Raw genomic sequence first — 301 nt, forward strand, 5'->3', positions numbered from 1 at the left:
CGGTGCGCACCGCAGCCGCCTGGGAGACCTTGGTCTGCGGCAGGGTCAGCACCTGGCCGCGCTCGGTGGGCGACAGGCGCTCGACCTTGATGATGGCGATCTCGACGCGCCGCAGCGTCCCGGCAAAGCCCACGATCAGCAGGGTGTGGTCACGCAGGCCGGGCAGGTCGGCGGGGATCGACCAACACCCGCTGACGAGAACACTGTGAACAATCGACAATAGAACGCCCAGCCAACAACAAGTAGAAAAGGTTCGCTACACGGCGCGTCCAAGTCATTCTCGGATGTGCGGCAATTCTAC

Annotated in this window: 1 pseudogene; it reads right to left on the reverse strand. The window is 63.8% G+C overall.

Annotated features, from left to right (window positions below):
* Positions 1–220 (reverse strand): annotated as a pseudogene (locus ACFHPP_RS31450) (hypothetical protein); the annotation flags it as partial.
* Positions 221–301: the final 81 nt, after the last annotated feature.

The sequence above is a fragment of the Falsiroseomonas sp. E2-1-a20 genome, assembly GCF_051433195.1.
Classification (GTDB): domain Bacteria; phylum Pseudomonadota; class Alphaproteobacteria; order Acetobacterales; family Acetobacteraceae; genus Falsiroseomonas.